Raw genomic sequence first — 23,359 nt, forward strand, 5'->3', positions numbered from 1 at the left:
TTACCAGAGGCTCGCTCGAGAGATCAGCCCCAGATCAGCCCCAAGGGCCGCGGCGGTTCTGCGGCATGAAGCCGCCTTGGCCGCCTTGCGGCGGCGCCCCCCAGGGCGAGCGGCCGTCGCGCGGCGGGGTCTGGCCGCCCCCAAAGCCACCACCGCCGAACCCGCCGCTGAAGCCGCCGGTCCGGGCAGCCATGTTGCGGAGCCGCGCCACCCGCTCGCCCATGTCGGGGTGGGTGGAGAACAGGCTGGCCATGCTGGCGCCGCTGAGCGGGTTGGCGATGAACAGGTGGGCGGTCGCCGGGTGCGCCTCCGCCTGATAATTGGGGATATGATTGGCGCTGTTGTGGATGTTGGTCAGCGCGTCGGCCAGCCAGTTGGGACGGCCGCAGATCTCCGCGCCGATACGGTCGGCCTCGAACTCGCGGGTGCGGCTGATCGCCATCTGCACCAGCGTCGCGGCGATGGGGGCGAGAATGGCGGCCAGGATCGCCCCGACCATGCCCAGTGGGTTGCCACCGCGCTCGTCGTTGCTGGAGCCGCCGAAGAACAGGCCGAAGTTGGCGAGCATCGACACCGCACCGGCGATGGTCGCGGTGATCGTCATGATCAGGGTGTCGCGGTTCTTCACATGGGCCAGCTCATGCGCCATCACACCGGCGATCTCCTCCGGCGTCAGGCGCTGCAACAGGCCGGTGGTGGCGGCGACCGCCGCATGGTCCGGGTCGCGGCCGGTGGCGAACGCGTTGGGCTGGTCGTTCTGGATGATGTAGACGCGCGGCATCGGCAGGCCGGCGCGCTCCGCCAGCCGGGCGACGATGCCGTGGAACTCGGGGGCGGAATAAGCGTCGACCTCACGGGCGCCGTACATCGACAGCACCATGTCGCCCGAATTCCAGTAGCTGAACAAATTCATGCCCAGCGCCATGATGAAGGCGATGATCAGGCCGGTCTTGCCGCCCAGCAGGAAGCCGACCGCCATGAAGATCGCCGTCAGGCCGGCAAGGAGGATGGTGGTCTTCAGATAGCTGGTCATGATCGCCATATCGGTTCAGGATGGGCCGAAGCGGGGTAACCCGCTCCGATCCCGGACATGATCCAGATATGGGTCCGGGGCGCGCCCGCGTTCAAGATGCCTGCCAGGATGCCCACAGTTTCGCGATGGACATGATGACCGAACCGACCAAGCCGCAACAGGATGCCGCCGAGGCGGTGACTGCCGGAACCGCCACCGATGGAACGGAAGCCAAGGGTCCGGAACAGAAGCCGGGCGAGATCGGCGGCCCGAAAGGGCCGGAGCCGACCCGCTACGGCGACTGGGAGTTCAAGGGACGCTGTTCGGACTTCTGATCGGAGAGTGACCGCGCCCGGTCACTCCATCCGCCGGCCGGTGACCGCGTCGAACAGGTGCAAGGCGCCGTCCTGCGGGGCGACCGTCAGCCGGTCGCGCTCGCGCACGGTGGGAATGCCGGCCATGCGGACCAGCAGGCTCTCGCCGTCCGGCAGACGGCCATAGACCACGGTATCGGCGCCCAGCGCCTCGACCAGTTCGACCTCGATGGAAAAGCCACCGGAGAAACCCTGTGCGGCGACGGCCATGTGCTCCGGCCGGATGCCGAGCTTCACCGGACGGCCGGCGTCGGTCGGACGCGCCTGCGGCAAGGCCAGACGCTGGCCGCCGGGCAGCAGCACCGCCTCGCCGCGGTCGTCGATGCGGCCGTCCAGCACATTCATCGGCGGCGAGCCGATGAAACCGGCGACGAACAGGCTGGCCGGACGCTGATAGACCTCCAGCGGCGTGCCGATCTGCTCGGCCACGCCATGATTCATCACCAGGATGCGGTCGGCCAGGGTCATCGCCTCCACCTGATCGTGGGTGACGTAAAGGCTGGTGATGCCGAGCCGGTCCTGAAGCCGCTTGATCTCCACCCGCATCTGGGTGCGCAGCTTGGCGTCCAGGTTCGACAGCGGCTCGTCGAACAGGAAGGCGGCCGGTTCGCGCACGATGGCGCGCCCCATGGCGACGCGCTGGCGCTGGCCGCCCGACAGCTGGCTCGGCCGGCGGTCGAGGAAGCGGCCGAGTTCGAGGATGTTCGCCGCCTTGTCGACGCGCGCCCGGATTTCCGCCTTCGGAATGCCGCGGATCTTCAGGCCGTAGGCCATGTTGTCGAAGACCGTCATGTGCGGATAGAGCGCGTAGTTCTGGAACACCATCGCGATGTCGCGATCCTTGGGGTCCAGATGGTTGACCACGCGCCCGCCGATGGCGATCTCGCCGCCGGTGATGCCTTCCAGCCCGGCGACCATGCGCAGCAGGGTGGACTTGCCGCAGCCCGACGGGCCGAGCAGGACCAGGAATTCCCCGTCCTGGATCGCGATGTCGATGCCCTTGATCGCTTCGACCGGGCCGTAGGACTTGCGGACGTTGCGGATTTCAACGGTTGCCATTGTTCTTCTTTCCCTTCGCCCGCGCTTACTTTTCGCTGTCCACAAGACCTTTGACGAACCAGCGCTGCATGAACACCACCACCGCCACCGGCGGAAGCATCGCCAGCACCGTGGTCGCCATGATGATGTGCCAGTCGTTGGCCGATTCGCCGGTGCCGATCATCTTGGTGATGCCGGTCACGATGGTTTCCATGTCGCCGCTGCTGGTGACCAGAAGCGGCCAGAGATACTGGTTCCAGCCATAGATGAAGAGGATGACGAACAGTGCCGCGATGTTGGTGCGCGACAGCGGCAGCACCACGTCGATGAAGAAGCGCACCGGCCCGGCACCGTCGATCTTCGCCGCCTCCAGCAGTTCGTCCGGGATGGTCAGGAAGAACTGGCGGAACAGCAGCGTCGCGGTGGCCGACGCGATCAGCGGGATGGCCAGCCCGGCATAGGTGTTGATCAGGCCGAGATCGGCGACGACCTTGTAGGTCGGGATGATCCGCACCTCCACCGGCAGCATCAGCGTGATGAAGATCAGCCAGAAGAAGGCCATGCGCAGCGGAAAGCGGAAGAAGGCCACCGCATAGGCCGACAGGATGGAGATGGCGATCTTGCCGACCGCGATGGACAGCGCCATCACCAGGCTGTTCAGCATCATGGTGCGGACGGGCGTGTACATGGCGCGGTCGCCGGCCTCGCCCACCCAGGCCTGGGCATAGTTGGTCGCCCCCTGCCCGCCCGGCCACAGCGGCAGGCCGCCGCGGCCGATGGTGCCGGAATCCCAGGTGGAACCGATCAGCGTCACATAGATCGGATAGGCGAAGATCAGAACGCCGACGATCAGGACGATGTGCGGCAGCAGATCGATGAAACGGGTCGGCTTCATGAGTAGTGGACCTTGCGCTCGACGAAGCGGAACTGCACCGCGGTCAGCGCGATGACGATCACCATCAGGATCACCGACTGGGCCGACGACCCGCCGAGGTCGTTGTTGACGACGCCGTCCTGATAGACGCGGAAGATCAGCGTCTCCGTCGCCTTGCCCGGCCCGCCCTGGGTCAGGGCATGGATGGTGCCGAAGGTTTCGAAGAAGGCGTAGACCATGTCGACCACCAGCAGGAAGAAGGTGGTCGGCGACAGCAGCGGGAAGGTGATGGTCCAGAACCGCCGCACCGGACCGGCGCCGTCGATGCTGGCCGCCTCCATCACCGAGCGCGGGATCGCCTGCAATCCGGCCAGGAAGAAGATGAAGTTGTAGGACACCTGCTTCCAGCTGGCGGCCATGATCACCATCGTCAGCGCCTGCCCGCCGTTCAGCCGGTAATCCCAATCATAGCCCAGCGCCCGCAACGCCCGGCCGAAGGACCCGATGTCGGGGTTGAAGATGAACATCCACAGCACCGCCGCGACGGCCGGGGCCAGCGCGTAGGGCCAGATCAGCATCGTCTTGTAGGCCCGCGCGCCCTTGATCTTCGAATCGGCCAGCACCGCCAGCAGCAGCGCCAGCCCCATCGCCAGCACGGTCACCGCCAGACTGAAGACGACCGTGACCTTCAGCGTGTCGAGATAGTTCGGGTCGCCCAGCACATTGGTGAAGTTCTCGAACCAGACGAACTCGCTGCGGATGCCGAAGGCGTCCTGCAGATGCACCGACTGCCAGATCGCGTTGGCTGCCGGCCAGATGAAGAACACCAGCGTCACGGCCACCTGCGGCGCCAGCAGCAGGTAGGGCAACAGCCGGTTGTCGAAGGTGACGCGACGCTGCAAAGGATGGTCTTTCGTGAATGGTAAACAGTGCGATCCTTCCCCGGCCACTGGACAGGGGAAGGATGTTGCAGACGGGATCAGCCCTTGTTGGCGCGCTCGAAGTTGCGCAGCACGGTGTTGCCGCGCTTGATCGAGGCGTCGAGAGTCTGCTTGGCGTCCTGCTGGCCCTGGAAGGCCTTCTCAAGCTCTTCCTGGATGATGTTGCGGATTTCCGGCAGGTTGCCCAGGCGCAGGCCCATGCTGTTCTCGGTGGTCGGCGTCCGGGTCAGCTGGGCGGCCGGCACGTCGGCGCCGGGGTTCTTCTCGTAATAGCCCTGCGCCTTGGCGAGTTCGAAGCCCTTCATCGTCACCGGGACGTAGCCGGTGTCCATGTGCCACTTGGCATCGACCTCGGGCCGGGCGAGGTAGGTGAAGAACTGCGACACCGCCTTGTATTCGGCCGGCGTGCGCTTGGGCGAGGTCATCACCCAGAAGGCGGCGCCACCGATGATGCTGTTCTTCGGCCCGTCCTTGGCGAATTCCGGCCAGTAAGGCAGCGGAGCGGCACCCCAGGCGAAGGTCGCCTCCTTCAGGATGCGGCTGCGCAGGCCCGACGAGGCGTGGATCATCGCGCATTCGCCCGACGGGAACAGGGCGTCGGGCTTGTTGTCGCGGCCGCCATACTTGAACAGGCCGTCCTTCTGCATGTCGATCAGCGTCTGGACATGCTTGACGTAGAGCGGGGCGTCGATCTTCAGCTCGGCGTTCAGGCCGCCGAAGCCGTTGGCCTGGCTGGCGAAAGGTGTGTTGTGAATAGCGCCCAGCTGTTCGAACTGCGCCCACACCGGCCAGGCGGTGGTCAGCGGGCAGGTGGAGCCGGACGCCTTCAGCTTCTTCGTCGCCTCGATCATCTCCGGCCAGGTCGCCGGCGGCTTGTTGGGATCGAGGCCGGCCTTCTGGAAGGCGTCCTTGTTGTAGAACATGATGGTGCTGGAGCTGTTGAACGGCAGCGCCATCATCTTCCCGTCCTTGGACGAGTAGTAACCCTTCACCGCCGGGATGTAGGCGTCGGCGTCGAAGGACGCGCCCGTCTCCTGCATCAGCTGGTAGACCGGCTTCACCGCCGGACCGGCGGCCATCATGGTGGCGGTCCCGACCTCGAACATCTGCACGATGTGCGGCGCGTTGCCGGCGCGGAAGGCGGCGATGGCCGCCTGCATCGTCTCCGGATAGCTGCCCTTGTAGGAGGCGTTGACCTGGACCGCCTGCTGGCTGTCGTTGAAGTCCTTGGCGATCTGCTCCAGCTGGCCGCCCAGCGGCTGCGGCAGGCCGTGCCAGAAATCGATCACGGTCTTCTGCTGCGCGAGAGCCGAGCCCGGCAGTGCGGCGGCGAACAGCAGGGCGGAGGTAGCGGCGGCGCCCGACAGGAGGGCAAGCTTGCGGCGGGTCAACATGCGGTGGGTCTCCCTATCCCGGTATGGTTCGCGGTTGTCATGAGGGCAACGGGTTGCCGTCCCGCGACGCTTTCGTGAAGTTTTGGTGGCAATCGCAGAGGCCGCTGCACACGCCAATGTGCGCGAGGTTGTGTGCGATTGCGAAAAAGACCGGCAGCGCGATGATCGCTTTCGAAACTGTTTGGTTGCTCTAACCGTCACACTGCGCACGCATACGCGGGTCTGTCAAGACGCCGCATTACAGTTTTATGACGTGAAACTCGCAGCGATGGAATGTTGCAGAGCGAAAACGCGCAAGCGCGGAACGGCTAACGTTGACAGACGGCATCCGGCCGGCGGACAGACGGCAGGGAACCGGCCCGTCCGGCCATCAGGCTGCGGCTCAACAGGCGGCGCAGAGCGGTCGGATCGCAGGGTTTATGGACCAGGGGAAAGCCGCTGCGGTCGACGCTGCGCAGCCGGTCGGGATCGGTGTCGCCGGTGACGATGACGCCCGGCACCCGCCGGCCGCAGCGGGCACGGACCGCCTGGATGGCGTCGATGCCGGTCTCCGGCCCCGACAGGCGCAGGTCGGACAGAACGAGGTCGGGCGCCGCCGCACCGCCCTCCAGCCCGGCGCAGGCTTCGTCGATGCCGCGGGCGGGGATGACCGCATAGCCCCAGCCGCGCAGCAGCAATCCGATCCCCTCAAGCTGCACCGCATCGTCCTCGATCACCAGCACCGTGCCGGTTTCCATGGGTGTGGCAGCGGCGAAGGACGACTGGCCGGCCGTCGGCTCCGGCTCGCTGTCGCCGGAGTCGTCGCCCGAGCGGTCGCCGTCATTGCCGGCCAGCGGCACCTCCACCGCGAAGACGGAGCCCTTGCCGAGCCTGGAGCGCACCGTCACCGGATGCCCCAGCACCTGCCCCAGCCGCCGCACGATGGCGAGGCCGAGGCCCAGCCCCTGCTTGCGGTCGCGCCCCGGATTGCCGAGCTGTTGGAAATCCTCGAAGATCACGGCATGGTTGGACGGGTCGATGCCGACACCGGTGTCCCACACCTCGATGCGCAGGAACTCGCCGCGCCGCCGCGCCGCCAGCAGGACCCCGCCCTTCAGCGTGTAGCGCAGGGCGTTGGCCATGATCGGCCGCAGCATCCGCTCCATCAGCGCCGGGTCGCTGGTGATGTCGGCGTCGAACGGGTGGATGTTGAGGCGCAGGCCCTTCGTCTCCGCCTCCGGGCCGAACTCCTCCAGCATCTTGGCGAACAGCTCGTCGACCGGGAAGGTCTGCGGCTTGGCGGTGACCAGCCCGGCCTCCAGCGCCGAGACCTCCAGCAGGGCGCGCAGCAGCGCCTCGCCGCCGAGGATCGCCTGCTCCAGCTTGTTCGCCAGCTCGATGGAGGCCGGATCGGTCAGCCGGCCGCTCAGCAGATGGTGGAACAGGTGCATCGCCTGGAAAGGCTGGCGCAGATCGTGGCTGGCCGCCGACAGGAACTTGCCCTTGGCGGTGCGGGCGCGCTCGGCATCGGCGCGGGCCTGTGCCGCCTCCGCCCTGGCTTCCGCCAAGGCGGCGGCCCCGGCATCGGCACCGGCACCGGCAAGGAGAGCCACCGCGCCGGTGCGGCCATCGGCGTCCGTGACGGGCGTCAACGCCAGCGTGGCAGAAAAGCCGGGGAGCGGTCCGGTGGTGGAGGCAGGCGTGCCGGTCGCCATCACCCGCCGCCGCAACCCGTCGATCCCTTCGGCCGTTTCGGCCGGCAGCCCGGCCTCCGCCAGCGTCAGCCCTTCCACCCTGCCCGGCGCATGGCCGATCAGGGCGGCGAAGGCGGGATTCGCCACCAGCACGCGCCCGTCCTCGCCAAGCAGGGCCTGGGGAGAACCGTTGGCCGACAGCAGGGCGTCCAGCCAATCCTCACGTGTCGGAGTTTTTCCAGGGATGAGGGGCATGGCATGTACTCGGCAATGCTAAGGGGCAAGGCTAAGGGGGCGATCATCAGCAAACGAACATGTGAACCGGCGGCAAATGGGAGGTCTACAGACCACCGCGTTACCTCTGCTTTATCTTGTGCCCCGATCGATCGTGTCAAATGTGACCTCAGTCGACCCCATAGGCCGGGATCGTTCGAAAGCCCTAATGCTTTAAGCCGAAACTGGACCGCGGCACCATTCCGACAAAGGGCGGAGGATGCTTCCGCAGCCGGCGCCGGCCGCGCTATAAGACGGCATGGTGCAACGCCTCCCCGCCCTTCTGCGTCGCCGCAAGCGACCCGCCGCCCGGCCTCCCCAGCCGCCCCGCGCGCTGGAGATATCCGGCCTGCCGATTCCGCTGGAGCTGCGGGAAAGCGCGCGCGCGACCCGCATGACCCTGCGGGTCGATGCCGGGCGCGGGCTGGTCCAGGTGGTGGTGCCGGTCGGTGTGTCGGAAACCGATGCCCGCCAGTTCGTCGGCCGGCATGACGGCTGGCTGCGGGCGCGGCTGGCGGCGATGCCGCCGTCCCTGCCTTTCGCCGACGGCGCCAGCGTGCCCTATCTCGGCATCGAGCATGTCATCCGCCACGACCCTGCCATGCGCGGCCCGACGCGGATCGAGGACGGCGCCCTGCTGGTCGGCGGCCAGCCGGACCATGTCGCCCGCCGCATCCGCGATTTCCTGACCGCGGAGGCCAAGCGCGAGTTGGCGACCCGTGCCCGGCTGAAGGCCGCGGCCATCGGCGCCCGCGTGGCGGCGGTCACGATCCGCGACACCAAAAGCCGTTGGGGCAGCTGTTCGTCCACCGGCCGGCTGTCCTTCTCCTGGCGGCTGATCCTGACGCCGGAGCCGGTACTGGATTATGTGGTCGGGCACGAGGTGGCCCATCTGCGCGAGATGAACCACTCACCGCGCTTCTGGGCGCTGTGCGCCAGCCTGACGGACGGCAGCGGCGTGGACTGGCCGCGGGCCTGGCTGAAGGCGAACGGCACGCGGCTGCTGCGGTACGGGTGACGCCCGCCACCCGATCCAACGCCCAGCCCAACGCCTGGCCCAGCGCCTAACCCACCGGTTCGGCCACCCGCGGCTCGGCTGCGGCGGCATCGCGCCGGACGAACTCCAGGAAATCTTCGTAGGGCATCGGACGGCCGAGCAGATAACCCTGGCACTGGTCGCAGCCCATCTCGGCGAGGCAGCCATACTGCTCCTCCGTCTCCACCCCTTCGGCCAGCGTCTGCATGCGCAAGCTGCGCGCCATGCCGATGATCGCCTCGGCGATGGCGCCGCTGTCCGGGTTGCCGGCGCGCAGGCCACTGACGAAGCTGCGGTCGATCTTCAGCTTGTCGACGCGGAAGCGCTTCAGATAGGCCAGCGAGGAATAGCCGGTGCCGAAATCGTCGATGGCGACCGGCACGCCCAACTCGCGCAGCCGGGAGAAGGTTTCCGACACCACATCGGACTCGTCCATCAGGACGCTTTCCGTCACCTCCAGTTCCAGGGCCGAGGGCGGGATGCCGTAGGCCGACAGCCAGCCGGCCACCCGCTCCGCCAGTCCCGGACGGCGCACCTGCACCGCCGACAGGTTGACGGCGATCAGCAGATCGTGGTGACGCAGCAGTTCGGCCGCGCGGCGGCAGGCCTCGCCCAGCACCCAATCGCCCAGTGGCAGGATCAGGCCGGTATCCTCGGCCACCGGAATGAACTGGCCGGGCATGATCAGCGTGCCGTCAGGCTGGCGCCAGCGCACCAGCGCCTCCGCCCCGATCAGCCGGCGGCCGTCCATGGAGAACTGCGGCTGGAAATGCAGCTCCAGCTCGTTGTTGGCGAGCGCCCGGCGCAGGTTGCTTTCGGTCCACATCCGGTCGGAGGCACGGCGGTTCAGCTCCGGCGTGAAGAACTGGTAGGTGGCGCGCCCGGCCTCCTTCGCGGCATACATCGCCATGTCGGCGCTTTTCAGCAGCCCGTCGATGTCGGTGCCGTCGTCGGGGTAGATGGCGATGCCGATGGAGGGCGTGACCAGCAACTCGTGCCCATCGATCAGATAGGGTTCCGACAAAGCGTGCAGAACCTTGCGCGCGACGATGCCGGCAGCGTCGGGGCCGTCCATGTCGCTGATCAGGATGATGAACTCGTCGCCGCCCTGGCGGCTGACGGTGTCGCTCGCCCGCACGGTGGCGGTCAGCCGCCCGGCCACCTCGCGCAGCAGATCGTCGCCGACCTGATGGCCCAGGCTGTCGTTGATCGTCTTGAAGCGGTCGAGATCGACGAACAGCAGCCCGACCCTGGTGCCGTGGCGCCCGGCGGCCAGCATGGCCCGCTCCAGCCGGTCGCGCAGCAGGAAGCGGTTGGGCAGGTCGGTCAGGAAATCGAACTGCGCCAGATGGCGGATACGCTCCTCCTGCGCGCGGATCGCGGTGATGTCGCTGAAGGCGGCGATGTAGTTGGCGACGGCGCCATCCTCGTTGCGGACCAGCTTGACGCTCAGCCACTCCGGAAACACCTCGCCGTTCTTGCGGGTGCTCCAGATCTCGCCGGCCCAATGGCCGCTCTCGCGCAGCTGAACCCACAAATCTTCGTAGAAGCCCGACGGGTTGCGGTCCGAGCGCAGGAAGTCGGGACCGCGGCCCAGAACCTCGTCGCGATCATAGCCGGTGATGCGGGAGAAGGCGTCGTTGGCGGCGACGATCTCCAGATCTTCGTTGGCGACGAACATGCCCTCCGCCGCGTTGTCGAACACCTTGGCCGACAGGCGCAGCTGCCATTCCGCCCGTTTGCGCTCGCTGATGTCGCGGGCGATGGCCGAGTAATAGACGTCGCCCTCGTAGGTGATGCGGCTGGCGGTGACCTCCAGTTCCAGCGTGCGGCCGTCGGCGGTGCGGTAGGCGGTCTCGTAATGGCTGGCCGCATCCTCGCCCTCGGCGGCGAAGCGCTTCAGCAGGTCGGCCTGCCCCATCACGAGGTCTTCCAGCGTCCCGCCCAGGGCCTGGCAGCCGAAGGGATTGATGTAGGCGATGCGCAGGCCGGCGTCGGCGAGCACGACGATCTCCGACACATGGTCGATGAAGAAGTTGGCGAGATACAGCTGGCGCGCCCGTTCGCGCAGCATGCTGTCGCTGTGCCTGACCCGCAGCTGATAGCTGCCGACGATGCGCCGGATCCAGCCGGTGACCAGCCATGACACGCCGACCGACGCGGCCAGCGCCACGGCCAGCACCGCCACCGTGGTCCAGACGCGCTGGTTGACGCCGCGGCTGATCTCCGCCCGGCGGACCTCCATCTCCTTGCCGACATCGTCGATGTAGAATCCGGCGACCAGGATCCAGCCCCAGACGCTGGGGGCCGAAACATAGGCCATCTTCGGCGTCGGCCGCGCGGTGACAGGGTGGATCCAGTCGTAGCGCAGCTCGCCGCCGCCCTGGCGTCCGAGTTCCAGCAGCCGGGTGACGAGGTCGCGCTCGGTCTTCCACGGCAGGTCGCGGGCGTTCATCCCCTCCGACGCCGGGGCGGTGGGCGACAGCAGCACCTGCCCGTCCTGGCGCAGCACGCCGACATAGCCGGTTTCCCCGAAGCGGAAGGCGCGCAGACGCTCCAGCGATTCGTGCTGCAACCGCGCCTCCACCGCCCCCAGCGCGTCGCTGGCGCCGATCACCCAGTCATAGGGTTCGAAGCGGCGGACGAAGGCCAGCTTGTCCACGGCCGATCTGTCGCCAGTCTGGGCCGGATCGTCCGGCATGCGCCAGCGATAGCGGGCGAAGCCGCGCAGGCTGGGATCCTGGACGGCCCGCATCAGCTCGCGCATCACCGCGGCCCCCTGCGGATCGGGAGCGGAGAAGGGAGAGGTCCCTTCCCGCGACGGATCGACCGGCATCAGCACCGATTCGCCGTTCAGGTCGTTGATGAAGTAGTAGCCACGCCCGCCGGAGAAGCGCAGCGGCCGCAGCGTCTGCTTGATCGATTCCTTCACCGACGCTTCGGGCAGGATGTCCTTTTCCCGGTCATGGACGCTGCGGGCGATGGAATAGGCCTCGTCGACCTGGGCGCGCAGCTGCTCCTTCAGAAGCGGTTCGACGCGCGAGCGCATGTAGGCGAGGTAGGACTGCGCGTTCTCCACCTCCTGCACCAGGGCCTGATGCTGCTCCTCGACATAGCGCGCCTCGCTCTGCTGGAGGTCGTGCTCCAGGTCGGCCCAATGCTGCCAGACGAAATAGAAGCCGAGCCCGAGGACGAGCGCCGACACCAACGCCATCGACGCCAGGAACTGCAGGCGGTAGAGCCGGGCCTCGTCGGACGAGCGCGACGGCGCACGGACCAGCTCGGCGACGGGGTCGGACAAGAAGGGCTCCCTTCGGATGGCCTGTTCGGTGGAATTCGCGGAAACCGGCTGGGGTCGGTCCCGATGCGCTGTGCAAGTGTTGCTTAATGCTCGCGCAGATTCAACTGCAAGCAAATCAAATCCACCTGAGAGCGACTCTTTGACTGTTTTCCTCGCGCGTGGATGGACGTTGGCGTGCGGATCCGCATGTTAACAGGGAATTGACGGAAAGTCCGCCCGCGCGACGTTAGGCGCGGATTCCCTTAGGCTGGCAAAGATTCGCCCATGAAGATTAATGCCGCCAACAGCGGAGCGGGCAGACAAGCCGGTCGGACGGACGGTTCGGGCCATCGCGAGGCTTTAAAACGCCCCCCGGCACCGCTATGGTCGCGCGCGCGTGCCATACAGACCCGCAGCCGCTCCTTTTCCAGCGCCAGCATCCTTCGGAGAGTGCCGATGATCCCCCGCTATACCCGCCACGAAATGGCCCGCATCTGGGAGCCGGAAAACCGCTTCCGCATCTGGTTCGAGATCGAGGCGCACGCCTGCGACGCGCAGGCCGAGCTGGGCGTGATCCCGAAGGAGGCCGCCAAGGCGGTGTGGGAGCGCGGCAAGTGGGAGATCGACCGCATCGACGAGATCGAACGCGAAACCCGGCACGACGTCATCGCCTTCCTGACCAACCTCGCCGAATATGTCGGTCCGGAAGCCCGCTTCGTCCACCAGGGCATGACCTCGTCGGACGTGCTGGACACCTGCCTCGCCGTCCAGCTGACCCAGGCCGCCGACCTGCTGCTGGCCGACATGGACGCCCTGCTGGCCGCGCTGAAGCGCCGGGCCTATGAACACAAGAACACCGTCACCATCGGCCGCAGCCACGGCATCCATGCCGAGCCGACGACCTTCGGCCTGAAGCTGGCCGGCCATTACGCCGCCTTCGCCCGCGGGCGCGAGCGTCTGGTCCAGGCGCGTGCTGATATCGCCACCTGCGCCATCTCCGGCGCCGTCGGCACCTTCGCCAACATCGACCCGCGGGTGGAGGAGCATGTCGCCGCCAAGCTCGGCCTGTCGGTGGAGCCGGTGTCGACCCAGGTCATCCCGCGCGACCGCCATGCCTTCTTCTTCTCCGTGCTGGGCGTGATCGCGTCGAGCGTCGAGAATCTGGCCACGGAAATCCGCCACCTCCAGCGCACCGAAGTGCGCGAGGCGGAGGAGTATTTCCACCCCGGCCAGAAGGGCTCGTCGGCGATGCCGCACAAGCGCAACCCGGTCCTGTCGGAGAACCTGACCGGCCTCGCCCGCATCGTGCGCTCCGCCGTCGTCCCGGCGCTGGAGAATGTGGCGCTGTGGCACGAGCGCGACATCTCCCACAGCTCGGTCGAGCGGATGATCGGCCCCGACGCCACCGTCACGCTGGACTTCGCCCTGGTGCGCCTGACCGGCATGATGGAAAAGCTGGTGGTCTATCCGGAGCGCATGCAGAAGAACCTGGACGACCTGGGCGGACTTGTCTTCTCGCAGCGCGTCCTGCTGGCCCTGACCCAGGCCGGCATGAGCCGCGAGGACAGCTACAAGGCGGTGCAGCGCAACGCCATGCAGGTGTGGGAGAAGGGCGGCAACTATCTGGACCTGCTGTCGAACGATGCCGACATCGCCAAGCACATCGGCCGCGACAAACTGGAGCCGATGTTCGACATGACCTACCACACCAAGCATGTCGACACGGTGTTCAAGCGCGTGTTCGGCGAATAACAGGCATCTCCTGTTGAACGAGGGGCGTCCGGGCCGTTACGGCGTCTTCCGCAGGGCGGCAAAGACTTGCCGGTGGATGACAAACGGCCCGGCCGCACCTACTCTATTCCGATAAGCGTGTGCCCGGGCGGGGCAATCCTGAACAGAGCGAGGACCAGACCCATGGCGATGGAAGCCGCCACGATCGAAAAGCTCATCAAGGAGGGCGTCCCGGACGCGGTCGTCGAGATCGCGGACCTGCGCGGCGACGGCGACCACTATGCCGCGCTCGTCACCTCCGCCGCCTTCAAGGGCAAGAGCCGGGTGCAGCAGCACCAGATGGTCTACGCATCCCTCCAGGGAAAGATGGGCGGCGAACTGCACGCCCTGGCGCTGACCACCGCGGTGCCGGAAGGCGCCTGAGTACAGATGCCTGAGGGCGCCTGGCGCAAGGTGCCTGAGGGCGCCTGATCAAAGTTGCAACGGACAAGGCCCCGGCGCCGCCGGGCCTTAATCGGAAGGGTTATCAGGTCATGGTCGATCAGAACGTCGTCGAACGCATCGAGCAGGACATCAAGAACAACGATGTCGTGCTGTACATGAAGGGGACCCCGGTGTTCCCGCAGTGCGGCTTCTCCGCCGCCGTCGTCCAGGTGCTGAGCCACACCGGCGTCAAGTTCAAGGGCGTCAACATCCTGGAGGATCCGGGCCTGCGCCAGGGCCTGAAGGAATACTCGAACTGGCCGACCTTCCCGCAGCTCTACGTCAAGGGCGAACTGGTCGGCGGCTGCGACATCGTCCGCGAGATGTACGAGTCGGGCGAGCTGCAGACCCTGATGGCCGACAAGGGCGTCGCCACCGCCGCCTGACCGCAGCACCGGTCCGGTGAGGAACGGAAAAGCCCCGCTCCGGCGGGGCTTTTTCATGCCCGGCGCCCTTTCCATGCTGGGCATTTTCGATGCCCGACGCCAGGATGACGGGCAGCGATGCCGGCCGCGCAGCCCGGCCATGCCCGGCGGCCCGCTGCCGGATTGCACAAACAATGTGCTAAACGGACGGTATGGCTCAGACCCCGCCGCCCGCCCAGGCCCCGACCTCCACAACCGCCGCGTTCGTCGCGGCGCTTGCCTCCTACCTGATCTGGGGGCTGGTCAACCCCGTCTTCTTCAAATCCCTTGGCGATGTCGGCGCGGTGGAGATCGTCGCCCACCGCGTGGTGTGGACCGTGGTGCTGGTCGGCATCGGCGTGCTGGCGACCCGCGGGCCGGCGGCCGTCGTCGCCGCGGTCGGCAACTGGCGCCGGCTGGGCATTCTGGTGGTCACCACCCTGCTGGTCACCGTCAACTGGACCGTCTTCATCTGGGCGGTGGTGAACAGCCGGCTGGTCGAGGCCAGCCTGGGATATTTCATCAACCCGCTGGTCAATGTGCTGCTGGGCGTGCTGTTCCTGAACGAACGGCTCAGCCGCGGCCGGATGCTGGCGGTCGCCATCGCCGCGGCCGGCGTCGGCAGCCTCGTCGTCAGCTATGGCGCCGTGCCCTGGGTCGCGTTGTCGCTGGCGCTGTCCTTCGGCTTCTACGCCCTGGTGCGCAAGAAGGCGGCGATCGATCCGGTGATCGGTCTGCTGGTGGAGACCGCCCTGCTGCTGCCGGCGGCGCTGGGCTATCTGCTGTGGCTGGGCAGCGACGGCGCCTTCGGCCATGGCTGGGGGGAGAGCACCCTGCTGGTGCTGGCCGGACCGATGACGGCGGTGCCGCTGGTGCTGTTCATGATCGGCGCGAGCAAGCTGACCATGACCACCCTCGGTCTGCTGCAATATGTCGGGCCGACCGGGCAGCTTCTGCTGGGCGTGCTGGTCTATGGCGAGGCCTTCTCAAGCAGCCACGCCATCACCTTTGCCTGCATCTGGGTGGCCCTGGCCGTCTTCACCGCCGACGCGGTGCACAGCCACCGCGCCACCACCCGCGCCGCAGCCGCTGCGGAGTAGGCGTCAGCGCGGCGTCAGGCCATGGGCGATGGTGTGGGCCAGCGTGCCGACCATCGCGCAGATGCCGGCGTCGTCACGGCCGAACACCACCTGATCGAGGAAGCCCAGCCCGAAGCTGAGCGTCGCGATGCCGGCCGCCACATTGGCGAGGTCGGCGTCGGCGGCAATGGCGCCGCGCTCGCGATAGCCCTCCAGCCGTTTCAGCAGGCAGGGGATGCGGCTCTCCGACAGGGTGCGCGCCATCTCGTCCGCCACCGCCTGATCGACCAGGGCGCGGGCCAGCACGACGCGGGTGAAGTCGCGGCATTTCCAGCTGTGCTTCAGCTGCGCGTGCAGGAAGCGGCCAAGGTCGGTTTCCAGATCGTCGTCCGGCGGCGGCAGGTCGCAGCCGCCCGCTTCCTCGCGCCAATAGCGCTCCACCACCGCCAGCAGCAGCCCGCTTTTCCCTGAGAAATAGCGCTGGATCAGCTGTTCGTTGACCCCGGCCCGCCCGGAGATTTCCCGGGTCGTCGCCGCGTCGAAGCCACGCTCGGCGAACACCACCTTGGCGGCGTCGAGCAGCGCGCTTTCCGTCGCGGCACGGTCGCGCTTGCGCCCTCCGCCCTCGCAGGCGCCCTCGGTGCCGTTTCCGGGGCAACAGCCGTCGGCGTCATTGCTTGCGTCCAAGACCCGTCCCTCTCCAGTCCGCCCCGCCGCCGTCATGACGGGAGGCTTCATAATAAGTATGCAGATACATACTTGACAAGCGGCAGGCGTCGGTTCAAGTATGTACTCACATACATACAAGACCTCACCCCAAAAGCCTATTGCCCAACAGGGGGTATTCCCGCCATGCCGCACAGCAACGACACGCACAGCACCGCCACTCCGGATCTGTTCACCCCGCTGCGTCTCGGCGCAATCGAACTGCCGAACCGCGTCGTCATGGCGCCGATGACCCGCAGCCGCGCCGGCGACGGCAACTGCCCGACCGCACTGACCGCCGAATATTATGCGCAGCGCGCGTCCGCCGGCCTGATCATCACCGAGGCGACGCAGGTCTGCGACACCGCCCAAGGCTATCCCAACACGCCGGGCATCCACACCGACGCCCAGACCCTGGCATGGCGCGCAGTCGCCGACGCCGTGCACACGGCCGGCGGGCGGATCGTCACCCAGCTCTGGCATGTGGGCCGCATCTCCCACCCGCGCTTCCAGCCGAACGGCGCCGCCCCGGTCGCCCCGTCGGCCATCGCGGCGAAGGGCCAGCTCTACACCGGCGCCGGCATGGAGCCCTTCCCGGTTCCGCGCGCCCTTGAAACCGCCGAGATCCCTGCCCTGGTCCGTCATTTCGCCGATGCCGCCAAGCGCGCCGTCTTCGATGCCGGCCTGGACGGCGTCGAGATCCATGCGGCCAACGGCTATCTGATCGACCAGTTCCTGCGCGACGGCACCAACACCCGCACCGACCGGTATGGTGGAACGGTGGAGAACCGCTGCCGCTTCCTGCTGGAGATCCTGGAGGCGACGGCCCATGCCGTCGGCGCCGACCGCATCGGCGTCCGCCTGTCGCCCACCGGCGTGTTCAACGACATGAAGGACAGCGACCCGCTGCCGCACTTCCTGGCGATCACCAAGGCGCTGAACCCCTTCAACCTCGCCTATCTACATGTGATCGAGGGCAAGCCCGGCCACCACATGGCCCCGCCGGAGGGCGCGCCGCACGTGGCGTCCACCCTGCGCGCCGCCTACAAGGGTCCGTTCATCCTGAATGGCGGCTATAGCCGTGGTGATGCCGTCGCGGCGCTCGCCAACGGCGAGGCCGATGCGGTCAGTTTCGGCGAAGCCTTCATCTCCAACCCGGACCTGCCCGTGCGCTTCCGTGCCGGCGCCTCGCTGGCCGAACCGGATCGCACCACCTATTACGGCGGCGACGCCAAGGGTTACACCGATTACCCGGCGCTGGAATCCATCGCCGCCTGACAGGTTTGCGGCCCCGAATTCCGCCCCCCCCGGAATCCCCAATCGGGAATCCCCAATCGGGGCCGCAATTCCTCTCGACGTGAGAGAGCGCGTCGTGAGTGCGTCGTGAGACGCAAATCCCCGCTGCCCCCGGCCCGGTTCCCCCCTGGGCCGGGGGGCTTTTTTTGTGGGGCCGCCTTATCGGGCCGGGCCGCTCACGCCGCTCCGCCCTCTCCCTCCAACCCGCGGGCAAGTGCCGCGATGGTGCCGTAGCCGACCTGATCGGCCGGGTCGATCTCCGCCATCTTGGCGAGGATCGCCAGCGCCTTGTCGCGGTTGTGGCGGCGCAGTTCGATGAAGGCCAGCGCCTTCATGGTGAACAGGAAGAAGCGCGCCGGTCCGGCCGCCGTCCAGTCGGTGGAGCCGGCAGTCAGTTGCGACCAGTCGGCCGGAAAGCCGCCCTGGAGTGCCGCGGCATCCAGCCCGATGCGGGCCACCCGCTCCGCCTCCCCCAGCTTCTTGCGGTTGAAGTAGAATTTGTAGAGCGCGTAGAAGACCGGCAGCACCCGCGGTCCCTTGCGGTGGGCCTCCCACAGCAACGCTTCGCAGGCGTCGGGCACGTCGCGGGCCTTCACCGCCTCCTGCAACAGCTCGTCGATCTGTTCGGGCACGTCGCCGAAGGCCATGCGGCCGTTCGACATCCGGAGTTCGATCGGTTCGTCGCTCATCGCTTCCCTCGCCTCTATTTTCCGCTGCTGCAATCAACCATCCGATGCACCGACGACGCTCCCATGGTACGCGCGGGCGCGCTGGGAAAGACCACATTATTTTTGTGCGGCGAAGTGTCGCGGCTGTCGCGAATCCGACACGCGCCAAACCCGACAAAACCGTTGGCAGGCGAAACATTGTCGGACTTTCGCCACGCCGATCCGACCAGACAATCCTTTTATTTCAATGGATTGCTCATCTGGCACACCCCTTGCTTATGTCTCGTCAGATTGGCCGGCATCCCCGGCAACGCGGCTTGAGGAGGCGGGACATGGTGACTCTGACGGATGCGGCGGTCTCCACCCTGGAACGGGTCCTGGCGAAGTCCGGCGGTGCGGCCGCCGGCTTGCGGATCGCGGTGACCGACGGCGGCTGCGCCGGCCTGAAATACCAGATGGGGCTGGAAGCTGCGGCTGGCGACGACGACACGGTTCTCAGCTTCGGCCCCGTCACCATCTTCGTCGACGCCAACAGCCAGCCCTTCCTCAGCGGCGTGGTGGTCGATTTCGTCGAGGGCATCGAAGGCTCGGGCTTCAAGTTCGACAACCCGAACGCGACGAGCAGCTGCGGCTGCGGCAAGTCCTTCTCGGCCGGGGAAGGCGGGGGCGGTTCCTGCTCCACCACCTCGTCGGGCTGCGGCTCGTCCGCATCCTACTCGACCCACTGAACTTTCCCCGAACAGCTCTTCCAAGACAGCTCTTCCCCTAGGCGCGCACCCCACGGAAAGGCAGCAGCGACATGTGGAACTACACCGACAAGGTCAAGGAACACTTCTTCAACCCGAAGAACTCCGGTGTCCTGGACAGCGCCAACGCGGTCGGCGAGGTCGGCTCCATCACCTGCGGCGACGCGCTGCGTCTGATGCTGAAGGTCGATCCCGACACCCAGATCATCCTGGATGCGAAGTTCCAGACCTTCGGCTGCGGATCGGCCATCGCGTCCTCCTCGGCACTGACCGAGATGATCATCGGCAAGACGGTGGACGAGGCGCTGACGCTGACCAACCGGGACATTGCCGAGTATCTCGGCGGCCTGCCGCCAGAGAAGATGCACTGCTCCGTCATGGGGGCCGAGGCTCTGCGCGCCGCCATCGCCAACTACAAGGGCGAGGAGTGGGTCGACGACCACGAGGAAGGCGAGCTGATCTGCAAGTGCTTCGGCATCGACGCCGCCATGATCGAGCGCGCGGTGACCGTCAACGGCCTGACCTCGCTGGAGGAGGTCACCCACTACACCAAGGCCGGCGGCTCCTGCCAGACCTGCCACGAGAAGATCGAGGAGGTGCTGGAAGCGGTGATGGCGAAGACCGGCGCGCTGAAGCCCGCCGCCAAGCACACCCCCGGCACCGTCGGCCTCGACGCCATCAAGCCGTTGCCGGCCAGACCGGAACCGGCGGCGGCGCCCAAGCTGACCAATGTGCAGCGCATGCAGGCGATCATGAGCGCAATTGAGGAAATGCGTCCGCAGATCCAGCGCGACGGCGGCGATGTGGAACTGGTCGACATCGACGACAAGGACATCTACGTCCGGCTGACCGGCGCCTGCTCCGGCTGTTCGCAGTCGGCGGGCACGATGATGGGCGTACAGATGAAGCTGGTCGAGAAGCTCGGGGAGTTCGTGCGGGTCAAGCCCGCGTCCCTCATGCCGGCCCATGCGGGCTAAGGGGAGGAACCGGCGATGACCATTCCGAACAACGGGGTTTATCTCGACAACAACGCCACCACCCGCGTCGATCCCGACGTGCTGGCGGAAATGCTGCCGCTTTTCACCGAGCATTTCGGCAACCCGTCTTCGATGCACGCCTTCGGCGCCGCGGTCGGCGGCAAGATCGAATGGGCGCGCAAGCAGGTCCAGGCCCTGCTGGGCGCGGCGCATGACAGCGAGATCATCTTCACCTCGGGCGGGACGGAAAGCGACAACACCGCCATCCTGTCGATCATCGAGGCCTATCCGAAGAAGCGCGAGATCGTCACCAGCGTGGTCGAGCACCCCGCCGTGCTGGCGCTCTGCGACTATCTGGAGAAGAAGCGCGACTACAAGATCCACCGCATCCCGGTGGACAACAAGGGCAACCTCGACATCGACGCCTACCGGGCGGCGCTGTCGGATCAGGTCGCCATCGTGTCGATCATGTGGGCCAACAACGAGACCGGGACGATCTTCCCGATCGAGGAGCTGGCGCAAATGGCCAAGGCGGTCGGCGCCATCTTCCACACCGATGCCGTCCAGGCGGTCGGCAAGATTCCGATGAAGCTCGCCGACAGCGCCGTCGACATGCTGTCGCTGTCCGGCCACAAGTTGCACGCCCCGAAGGGCATCGGCGCGCTGTACGTCAAGCGCGGCCTGCGCTTTCGTCCGATGCTGCGCGGCGGCCACCAGGAGCGCTCGCGCCGCGCCGGCACCGAGAACGCGCCGGCCATCGTCGGCCTGGGCGCCGCCGCCCACCTCGCCCTCACCCACATGGGCGAAGAGAACACGCGGGTGAAGGCACAGCGCGACCGTCTGGAACAGGCGATCCTGGCCGCCGTGCCGGCCTGCTTCGTCACCGGCAACCCGGACAACCGCCTGCCCAACACCTGCAACATCGCCTTCGAATACATCGAGGGCGAGGCCATCCTGCTGCTGCTGAACGAGCAGGGCATCGCCGCATCCTCCGGATCGGCCTGCACCTCGGGATCGCTGGAGCCGAGCCACGTGATGCGCGCCATGGGGGTTCCCTACACGGCGGCGCACGGCGCCACCCGCTTCTCGCTGTCGCGCGACACCACCGACGCCGAGATCGACCACGTCATCGCCGTGGTGCCGGACATCATCGCCAGGCTGCGCAGCCTGTCGCCCTATTGGCAGCAGGACGCCGCCAAACCGAAAGAGTTCGCACCCGTCTATTCGTAACACCGGAATCGCAGGCCGGGTCGGTGGCCCGTCCCGGCACCCCGCCCGACGACACCCCGTCGGGGCGGGTCCCCGGTCCGGCCTGCGACACTTTTCAAAGGGGACAGGTGGTCCCCGCGCGCGAGGTGCCCCCATGCCCACCACCTTCGCCACCATCAACGACACCACGCTGCGCGACGGCGAGCAGACCGCCGGCGTCGCCTTCACGCTCGACGAGAAGATCGCCATCGCCAAGGCGCTCGACACCGCCGGCGTGCCGGAGCAGGAAATCGGCATCCCCGCCATGGGCGAGGAGGAGCGCGAGGGCATCCGCGCCGTGGCCTCACTGGGGCTGAAAGGCCGGCTGATGGTGTGGTGCCGGATGCATGACGCCGACCTGAAGGCGGCGCTGTCCTGCAATGTCGGCTTCGTCAACCTGTCGATGCCGGTGTCCGACATCCACATCACCAGGAAGCTGAAGCGCAGCCGTTCCTGGGCATTGGCCGAGATCGAGCGCCGGGTCAAACAGGCGCGCGACCACGGGATGGAGGTCAGCGTCGGCGGCGAGGATTCGTCGCGCGCCGACATGGATTTCCTGATCGCCGCCGCCACGGTGGCGCAGGAGGCCGGCGCGCGGCGCTTCCGCTTCGCCGACACGCTCGGCGTGCTCGATCCCTTCCAGACGCGCGCCTGCATCGAGCGGCTGCGCCGGGCCACCGATCTGGAAATCGAGATCCACGCCCATGACGATCTGGGCCTCGCCAACGCCAATTCGCTGGCCGCGGTGCTGGGCGGCGCCACCCATGTCAACACCACGGTGAACGGCCTGGGCGAGCGCGCCGGCAATGCGCCGCTGGAGGAGGTGGTGGTGTCGCTGAAGCACCTCTACCACATCGACACCGGGGTCGAGACTCGGTCGCTCGGCACCATCAGCGATCTGGTGGAGCGGGCCTCCAACCGGCCGGTGGCGGTCAACAAGTCGATCGTCGGCGCCGCCGTCTTCACCCACGAGGCCGGCATCCATGTCGACGGGCTGCTGCGCGACCGCAGCACCTACCAGAATTTCGACCCGGCCGAGGTCGGGCGTGAACACCGCATCGTGCTGGGCAAGCATTCCGGCACCGCGGCGGTGAAGCTGGCCTATGAGCGGCTCGGCATCGCCTGCGACGACGCCACCGCGCAGGCGGTGCTGCCGCGCGTCCGGGCGTTGGCCACCCGTGCCAAGCGGCCGCCGACGGCCGAGGAACTGCACGCCTTTCTGGAGGCGGCGACATGAGCAGATCCGAGCCTGGAAAATCCGAATCTGGGAAATCCGAGTCGGGGGCCGGCATCGTCGCCCTGTTGCGCGAGGACGTCGCCTGCGTGTTCGACCGCGACCCGGCGGCGCGCAACGTCTTCGACGTGCTGACCTGCTATCCCGGCATCCATGCTCTGGTGATCCACCGCGTCGCCAACGCGGCCTGGCGGCAGGGGCTGCGCTGGCCGGCGCGTTTCCTGTCCTATGTCGCCCGCGCGGTGACCAACATCGACATCCATCCCGGCGCCCGCATCGGCCGCCGCTTCTTCATCGACCATGGCGCCGGCGTGGTGATCGGCGAGACGGCGGAGATCGGCGACGACGTGACGCTCTATCACGGCGTGACGCTGGGCGGCACGTCCTGGACCAAGGGCAAGCGGCACCCGACGCTGATGGACGGCGTGCTGGTCGGCGCCGGCGCCAAGATCCTGGGACCGATCACCGTCGGTGCCAGCGCGCGGGTCGGCGCCAATTCGGTGGTGACCAAGCCGGTGCCGCCGGGCATGACCGTGGTCGGCATCCCCGGCCGGGTGGTGCGGCCGGAAGCGTATAGCAAGCTGTCCGATCCCCATCTTTCCAATCACGGCATCGATCTGGAACATCACCTGATGCCCGATCCGGTCGGCAAGGCCATCGCCTGCCTGATCGACCATATAAACCGCATCGAAGCCCGGCTCGAGGCCCACACCGCAGCGGAAACGTCACAGTTTCCTGCTAAAAGCATCCGCCTGTCGGAATTTCGCCTGAACGATATACACAGCGATATACGTTTGGACGGTGTGGCCTGCAGCTCCTGCGGCAACATTTGCGACCAGGAGGGGTGCGCCCCCTCGCCTTCCACCCAGCAGCACGCGTGAGGAGCCTTCGAC

General features: G+C 67.3%; 21 protein-coding genes. 12 read left to right on the forward strand and 9 right to left on the reverse strand.

Annotation, left to right across the window (positions count from 1 at the left end; genetic code table 11):
* Positions 1-34: 34 nt before the first annotated feature.
* Positions 35-1,033 (reverse strand): zinc metalloprotease HtpX, encoded by a 999-nt coding sequence (gene htpX, locus ABNQ40_RS26820; protein ID WP_391347886.1) that lies wholly within the window; start codon positions 1,031-1,033, stop codon positions 35-37.
* A gap of 125 nt (positions 1,034-1,158) precedes the next feature.
* Between htpX and ABNQ40_RS26825 the strand changes: the two genes are divergently transcribed.
* The gene (locus ABNQ40_RS26825) at positions 1,159-1,347 is read left to right on the forward strand and encodes a DUF1674 domain-containing protein (protein WP_109051275.1); all 189 of its coding nucleotides are present in this window, start codon (positions 1,159-1,161) and stop codon (positions 1,345-1,347) included.
* 21 nt (positions 1,348-1,368) lie between these two features.
* Here the strand turns inward: ABNQ40_RS26825 and ABNQ40_RS26830 are convergent, their stop codons facing one another.
* The 5 genes from ABNQ40_RS26830 to ABNQ40_RS26850 form a co-directional block, all read right to left on the reverse strand.
* Positions 1,369-2,445, reverse strand: coding sequence for a sn-glycerol-3-phosphate import ATP-binding protein UgpC (locus tag ABNQ40_RS26830; protein WP_109051276.1), 1,077 nt, complete (start codon positions 2,443-2,445; stop codon positions 1,369-1,371).
* 25 nt (positions 2,446-2,470) lie between these two features.
* Entirely contained in the window at positions 2,471-3,319 is an 849-nt protein-coding gene (gene ugpE, locus ABNQ40_RS26835; protein ID WP_109051277.1) for a sn-glycerol-3-phosphate ABC transporter permease UgpE, read from the reverse strand.
* A complete protein-coding gene (gene ugpA / locus ABNQ40_RS26840; RefSeq protein WP_109051278.1) occupies positions 3,316-4,200 on the reverse strand; it encodes a sn-glycerol-3-phosphate ABC transporter permease UgpA in 885 nt (294 codons plus the stop codon). Before ugpA ends, ugpE begins: the two co-directional genes overlap by 4 nt.
* 77 nt (positions 4,201-4,277) lie before the next feature.
* Positions 4,278-5,633: a sn-glycerol-3-phosphate ABC transporter substrate-binding protein UgpB gene (gene ugpB, locus ABNQ40_RS26845; RefSeq protein ID WP_109051279.1), complete on the reverse strand. Its 1,356-nt coding sequence runs from the start codon at positions 5,631-5,633 to the stop codon at positions 4,278-4,280.
* Positions 5,634-5,941: 308 nt separating this feature from the next.
* On the reverse strand, positions 5,942-7,561 hold the full coding sequence (locus ABNQ40_RS26850) for an ATP-binding protein (RefSeq protein WP_391347889.1): 1,620 nt from the start codon (positions 7,559-7,561) through the stop codon (positions 5,942-5,944).
* Between the two features lie 277 nt (positions 7,562-7,838).
* On the opposite strand from ABNQ40_RS26850, the gene ABNQ40_RS26855 reads away from it, so the two are divergent.
* Positions 7,839-8,597: a M48 family metallopeptidase gene (locus ABNQ40_RS26855; protein ID WP_391347892.1), complete on the forward strand. Its 759-nt coding sequence runs from the start codon at positions 7,839-7,841 to the stop codon at positions 8,595-8,597.
* 46 nt (positions 8,598-8,643) lie between these two features.
* Here the strand turns inward: ABNQ40_RS26855 and ABNQ40_RS26860 are convergent, their stop codons facing one another.
* Entirely contained in the window at positions 8,644-11,916 is a 3,273-nt protein-coding gene (locus ABNQ40_RS26860; protein WP_391347895.1) for an EAL domain-containing protein, read from the reverse strand.
* 435 nt (positions 11,917-12,351) lie between these two features.
* Between ABNQ40_RS26860 and purB the strand changes: the two genes are divergently transcribed.
* From purB to rarD, 4 genes are all read left to right on the forward strand, one after another.
* Positions 12,352-13,647 (forward strand): adenylosuccinate lyase, encoded by a 1,296-nt coding sequence (gene purB, locus ABNQ40_RS26865; RefSeq protein ID WP_391347898.1) that lies wholly within the window; start codon positions 12,352-12,354, stop codon positions 13,645-13,647.
* 162 nt (positions 13,648-13,809) lie between these two features.
* On the forward strand, positions 13,810-14,049 hold the full coding sequence (locus ABNQ40_RS26870; RefSeq protein WP_391347900.1) for a BolA/IbaG family iron-sulfur metabolism protein: 240 nt from the start codon (positions 13,810-13,812) through the stop codon (positions 14,047-14,049).
* Between the two features lie 110 nt (positions 14,050-14,159).
* Positions 14,160-14,495, forward strand: a complete 336-nt coding sequence (grxD, locus tag ABNQ40_RS26875) for a Grx4 family monothiol glutaredoxin (protein WP_085088255.1) — start codon at positions 14,160-14,162, stop codon at positions 14,493-14,495.
* 191 nt (positions 14,496-14,686) lie between these two features.
* The gene (rarD, locus tag ABNQ40_RS26880) at positions 14,687-15,613 is read left to right on the forward strand and encodes an EamA family transporter RarD (protein WP_109051284.1); all 927 of its coding nucleotides are present in this window, start codon (positions 14,687-14,689) and stop codon (positions 15,611-15,613) included.
* 3 nt (positions 15,614-15,616) lie between these two features.
* On the opposite strand, the gene ABNQ40_RS26885 is transcribed toward rarD, so the two are convergent.
* On the reverse strand, positions 15,617-16,279 hold the full coding sequence (locus tag ABNQ40_RS26885; protein WP_109051285.1) for a TetR/AcrR family transcriptional regulator: 663 nt from the start codon (positions 16,277-16,279) through the stop codon (positions 15,617-15,619).
* Between the two features lie 165 nt (positions 16,280-16,444).
* Here ABNQ40_RS26885 and ABNQ40_RS26890 point away from each other — a divergent pair, with 165 nt between their 5' ends.
* Positions 16,445-17,575: an alkene reductase gene (locus ABNQ40_RS26890; protein ID WP_109051286.1), complete on the forward strand. Its 1,131-nt coding sequence runs from the start codon at positions 16,445-16,447 to the stop codon at positions 17,573-17,575.
* Positions 17,576-17,769: 194 nt separating this feature from the next.
* On the opposite strand, the gene ABNQ40_RS26895 is transcribed toward ABNQ40_RS26890, so the two are convergent.
* Entirely contained in the window at positions 17,770-18,282 is a 513-nt protein-coding gene (locus ABNQ40_RS26895; RefSeq protein WP_109051287.1) for a hypothetical protein, read from the reverse strand.
* A 311-nt stretch (positions 18,283-18,593) separates the two neighbouring features.
* Between ABNQ40_RS26895 and ABNQ40_RS26900 the strand changes: the two genes are divergently transcribed.
* The 5 genes from ABNQ40_RS26900 to cysE all read left to right on the forward strand — a co-directional run bounded on the left by ABNQ40_RS26900 (position 18,594) and on the right by cysE (position 23,347).
* Positions 18,594-18,989, forward strand: coding sequence for an iron-sulfur cluster assembly accessory protein (locus ABNQ40_RS26900; protein ID WP_109051288.1), 396 nt, complete (start codon positions 18,594-18,596; stop codon positions 18,987-18,989).
* A gap of 71 nt (positions 18,990-19,060) precedes the next feature.
* On the forward strand, positions 19,061-19,984 hold the full coding sequence (gene nifU, locus ABNQ40_RS26905) for a Fe-S cluster assembly protein NifU (RefSeq protein ID WP_109051289.1): 924 nt from the start codon (positions 19,061-19,063) through the stop codon (positions 19,982-19,984).
* A gap of 15 nt (positions 19,985-19,999) precedes the next feature.
* A complete protein-coding gene (nifS, locus tag ABNQ40_RS26910) occupies positions 20,000-21,214 on the forward strand; it encodes a cysteine desulfurase NifS (RefSeq protein WP_109051290.1) in 1,215 nt (404 codons plus the stop codon).
* A 133-nt stretch (positions 21,215-21,347) separates the two neighbouring features.
* Entirely contained in the window at positions 21,348-22,469 is a 1,122-nt protein-coding gene (gene nifV, locus ABNQ40_RS26915) for a homocitrate synthase (protein ID WP_109051291.1), read from the forward strand.
* A gap of 53 nt (positions 22,470-22,522) precedes the next feature.
* Entirely contained in the window at positions 22,523-23,347 is an 825-nt protein-coding gene (gene cysE / locus ABNQ40_RS26920) for a serine O-acetyltransferase (protein WP_109491117.1), read from the forward strand.
* Positions 23,348-23,359 lie beyond the last annotated feature (12 nt).

It is taken from the genome of Azospirillum sp. A23, from assembly GCF_042938965.1.
Taxonomy (GTDB): domain Bacteria; phylum Pseudomonadota; class Alphaproteobacteria; order Azospirillales; family Azospirillaceae; genus Azospirillum; species Azospirillum melinis.